The 3909-nt window shown below is 65.1% G+C and carries 4 protein-coding genes and 2 pseudogenes; all 6 read right to left on the bottom strand.

Annotation, left to right across the window (positions count from 1 at the left end; all coding sequences use genetic code 11):
* Nucleotides 1–512, bottom strand: a 512-nt coding sequence (tilS, locus tag AUC71_RS04555) for a tRNA lysidine(34) synthetase TilS (RefSeq protein WP_069623305.1), incomplete at its 3' end; no start/stop codon positions are given.
* Nucleotides 513–596: 84 nt separating this feature from the next.
* Nucleotides 597–1106 carry an OmpA family protein gene (locus AUC71_RS04550; protein WP_069623304.1) on the bottom strand — a complete coding sequence of 170 codons (510 nt, stop codon included), beginning with the start codon at nucleotides 1104–1106 and terminating at the stop codon, nucleotides 597–599.
* 776 nt (nucleotides 1107–1882) lie between these two features.
* A pseudogene (locus AUC71_RS04545) lies at nucleotides 1883–2246 on the bottom strand (biopolymer transporter ExbD).
* 119 nt (nucleotides 2247–2365) lie between these two features.
* Nucleotides 2366–3067: a protein TolQ gene (gene tolQ / locus AUC71_RS04540; protein ID WP_069623303.1), complete on the bottom strand. Its 702-nt coding sequence runs from the start codon at nucleotides 3065–3067 to the stop codon at nucleotides 2366–2368.
* Between the two features lie 80 nt (nucleotides 3068–3147).
* Nucleotides 3148–3444: an acyl-CoA thioesterase gene (locus AUC71_RS04535; protein ID WP_244500802.1), complete on the bottom strand. Its 297-nt coding sequence runs from the start codon at nucleotides 3442–3444 to the stop codon at nucleotides 3148–3150.
* Between the two features lie 191 nt (nucleotides 3445–3635).
* Nucleotides 3636–3909: pseudogene (locus tag AUC71_RS17365) on the bottom strand (Holliday junction DNA helicase RuvB C-terminal domain-containing protein); the annotation flags it as partial.

The raw sequence follows: 3909 nt of genomic DNA, 5'->3' as shown, positions 1-3909 counted from the left end.
TTGGGGATATCGAGCAGCGGCCGCAGCAGGGTGAGCCCTGCCCAAGACCCTTCTTGCGGGATGGCCGCAAGCCCATCGAGCCCGCTGCCGCGCTTGAGACGCATCAAGAAGGTCTCCGCTTGATCATCCAAATGATGGGCGGTGACCAAAGCCTGAATGTGATGGGCCGTGCAGTAGGCCGCCATCAGGTCGTAGCGCGCCTCCCGCGCCCGTGCCTGCACTCGCGCATCCACCCCGCCGTGCGTCCAAGTGAGGATCGCATGCGGCACGTTATACGCTTTCGCCGCCCGGCCGACCGTCTCGGCCTCGGCGCGGGAGCCGGCGCGCAAGCCGTGATCGACAGTCAGGACGAAGAGCGCAGGCCCGCCATGCCTGTCGCGCCATTTTGCGGCGAGATGCATCAGCGCGAGACTGTCTGGGCCGCCGGAGACGGCGAGCGCGACGCGCGGAAAGCGCGCCAGCGGAACAAGGAGATTTTCCGCCTCTTCTGGTGAGACCGCTTCGGCGTGCATCCGGGCACTCGGCTCCTATCGGGCGACAGGTGTGTTTCGCCCACAAAGCGCCATGGGGCAAGGCCCCGCAGCAAGGCTCGCGGGTCAGCGCGGGGCGGTGGATGCGCTCAACACCGTCTGCGCGCGGCGGTTCTGCGCGCGGCAGGAGAGCGCGGTGCAGTCCGCGACCAGCCGCTCCTTGCCGTAGGAGACCGTGTGGACGCGGTCGACCCGCAAGCCGTTTTGCTTGAGGAACGTCTCAACGGCGGTCGCCCGCTGCGCGCCAAGGGTCAGATTATGCTGGCGCGTGCCCCACTCATCCGCGTGTCCCTCGATGGTCACGCGATATCCCGGGTGCCGGTTCAGCCAGCGCACCTGCTTGCGCAACGTCGCCTGAGCCGTAGGCGACAGGGTCGTGCTATCGCCGGCGAAATAGACCACATCGCCCGCATTGGCCGCGAAACCCTCGACGCCTCCGGGCGTTGCCGCCGCGGCAGCCCCTAATTCGTACTCCTTGGGCGGTCCCACCTGCCCCGAGCAGGCGGCAAGCGCCAAGGCAAAAGCAAGCACGCCCGCGAGCGTGCCGGCGCGGCCAAAACCACCGCGGAGACGCATGACTGGTAACTCCCGCCTAGCCTTAATTTTCCAAGAATCGTAGGAGCCAGCCGTTAACGCGGGCTTAGCCCGGCTCGGACCTGCGAAAAATTTGAGATCGAGGTGAGAAAATGGGGAGAACTGGGTGGCTAAGCGGTGCTCGGCACCGTCGGCCGGGGGATCGACGCCTCAAACGGCGATCGGCGCCCAAGACTCAATCTGGCTCAATCTGGAGCCAAGACGAGGAAAAGGATGCCCGGAACGCCGCCGCTTAAGCTTCGGCGTTCCGGCATCCATAATCCCGTTGGTTTGGAGACCCGGAGGTCCCCGGCAACGCTGCTAGCCGAGCTTCAGCGGCTCAACCACAACGGCCTTCTCGTGATGGCCGAAGCAGCCACCAAGAGAAACGGCGGCGGCCACGAGCATGGTGGCGGCGATAACGCCCTTCAAACCCTGCATGGTCTTCTCTCCTTTGGTTAAAACGGCAATAGCCGTCTTTGCATGTACCGGCGCGGCGCAATCAGATCAAGGTGGGACGCGTGTCCTGGGACCGTTTTCCCGGGCGATGATGCGAAAATGCCACGCCGAATCTCATCCTCCAGCCCCTCAAGCTATCCCCCAGAGAGACGCCGATCAAGGTGTGGTTAACGACGTTGGGGCACCCGGATTAAGAAAGGGTAACTGGGTGTTGCAAATTCGCCGCAACCACGACGCGCAGGGCCACAACCGGCTGAAAAATGGGCAAAACCGGCGGCAAACCGGCGGAATTCGCCCTCAAACACCGGCTTTCAAGCAGATCAAGGCTGAGCGATCTGGTCGGTGAGAAGGGTGACCGGGAGGCCCGCCTCCTTGATGCGGACCAGCACCCTGGCGACGTCGCCATAGGAGGTCGCGGCGTCCCCCCGGACCCAGACCTGGCCGGTCCCGAAGGTCTCGCTGATGGCCGTGAGCTTCGGCACTAACTCCTCGAACTCGATCTCGGAGTCCTGGAGGAAGATCTTGCCGTCCGCATCCACGGTGATGCTGAGCGCCTTCTCCACCGGAGCCACCGCGCCGGCCTCGGTCTGGGGCAATGGCCACCTCGGGCAGATTGGCGTCCTGGCCGATATCCACGCCCACGGTGAGAAGCGGCGCCGTGACCATGAAGATGATGAGCAGCACCAGCATCACGTCCACCATGGGCGTGACGTTGATCTCGCTCATGGGCACCCGGTAGCCGCGCCGCGCCCGGCGTTTGGAAAGGGCGCCGCCATAATGATAACCCGTAGCCATGGCGCTCCTCACATCGACTTGTCGATTTGGCGCGACAGGATCGCGGAGAACTCGTCGGCGAAGCCTTCCAGACGCGCCGCGTGCCTGCCGACTTCCGCGTTGAATTTATTGTAGAAAATCACGGCCGGAATGGCCGCGAGCAGGCCCAGCGCGGTCGCGAACAAGGCCTCGGCGATGCCCGGGGCCACCACCGCGAGACTGGTGTTCTTGGTCGTGGCGATGGCCTGAAAGCTCGTCATGATGCCCCAAACGGTGCCGAACAGGCCCACGAACGGCGCGGTGGAGCCGACCGTGGCCAGGAACGTCAGCCGCCGCTCGAGCCGCTCCACCTCGCGGGAGATGGTGACGTCCATGACCTTCTCGACCCGGAGCTGGACCCCCGGCATGGGCCGGGTCGCCGCTTCGCCGCTCTCCCGCTCGGTCGAGCGCTTCCATTCGCGCATCGCCGCTACGAACAGCGCCGCCATCCCGACGTTCCGGCGCTGGGCGAGCGCCTGGTAGAGCTCGTCGAGCGACTGGCCGGACCAGAAGACCTGCTCGAACTTGTCGGTCTCCTTACGGGCCTTGGCGAACAGGAATAATTTCTCGATGATGATGGCCCAGCTCCACACCGAGGCGGCAAGGAGCCCAACGATGACGAGCTGGACGACGATATGGGCGTTCTTGAACAGCTCCCAGATCGACAGATCGACGGCAACATCCGGATTCATTCACGGCCTCGTGGCATGCGCGTCCCTCGGCGGTTCGCGCAAACTGCTGGTAGTATCCCTCTTCGCTCCGATCAACACGCCTAATCGACGAATCGTTCAAGGGCGCCGCGCACCAATTGCCCCAGCCGTTGCGGCTTCCCCGACGAAGACACGAGCACCACGACCACCTTGGCGCGGACGATCAGGGTCTCTCCCCGCCGCACCTCTTGCAGGAGGGTGAGGCTCGCGCCGCCGATCTCCTCGCAGCGCGTCACGACCTCCAGCACGTCATCGAGTCGCGCAGGCCGAAGATAGTCGATCTCGATGCGCCGCACGACGAACACCGACGGCTCGCCCTGCTCCGGATTCGCCAGCGCCTGGTGATGGACGCCGAGCAGCCGGATGAAATCCGAGCGGCCGCGCTCGCAGAACTCAGAAAGTTGGCGTGATAGACGAGGCCGGCGAAATCCGTGTCCTCGAAATAGACGCGCACCGGCAAGACATGGGTGTCGCCCTCGATGCGTCCGGCAAGGTCTGGCCAGTTGCTCACTCTGCGTCGCCGCCGTTGAAGAGCGGGAACGTGGGCCGGCTGGGCCGGCGGCACGATCCCGAGATGGTCGAAAGCCAGTCGCGTCAGCACGCGGCCGCGCGGGGTGCGCGCGATGAAGCCTTGCTGCAGCAGATAAGGCTCGATGATTTCCTCGATGGCGTCGCGCGGCTCCGACAGACCGGCGGCGATGGTCTCGATGCCGACGGGCCCGCCGCCATAGTTCACGGCGATGAGCTTGAGGTAGCGGTGGTCGAGCGCATCGAGGCCGCGGGCGTCCACTTCGAGCTGAGACAGGGCGCTGTCGGCGAGCTTG

It is taken from the genome of Methyloceanibacter marginalis (assembly GCF_001723295.1).
In the GTDB taxonomy this organism is placed as follows: Bacteria; Pseudomonadota; Alphaproteobacteria; order Rhizobiales; family Methyloligellaceae; genus Methyloceanibacter; species Methyloceanibacter marginalis.
Note: the sequence above shows the minus strand (reverse complement) of the source record. Positions and strands in the feature narration are given on the sequence as shown.

Coding starts and splice junctions, on each gene's coding strand:
- AUC71_RS04550 (WP_069623304.1), bottom strand. CDS start 1,106: ATGCGTCTCCGCGGTGGTTTTGGCCGCGCCGGCACGCTCGCGGGCGTG.
- tolQ (WP_069623303.1), bottom strand. CDS start 3,067: ATGAATCCGGATGTTGCCGTCGATCTGTCGATCTGGGAGCTGTTCAAG.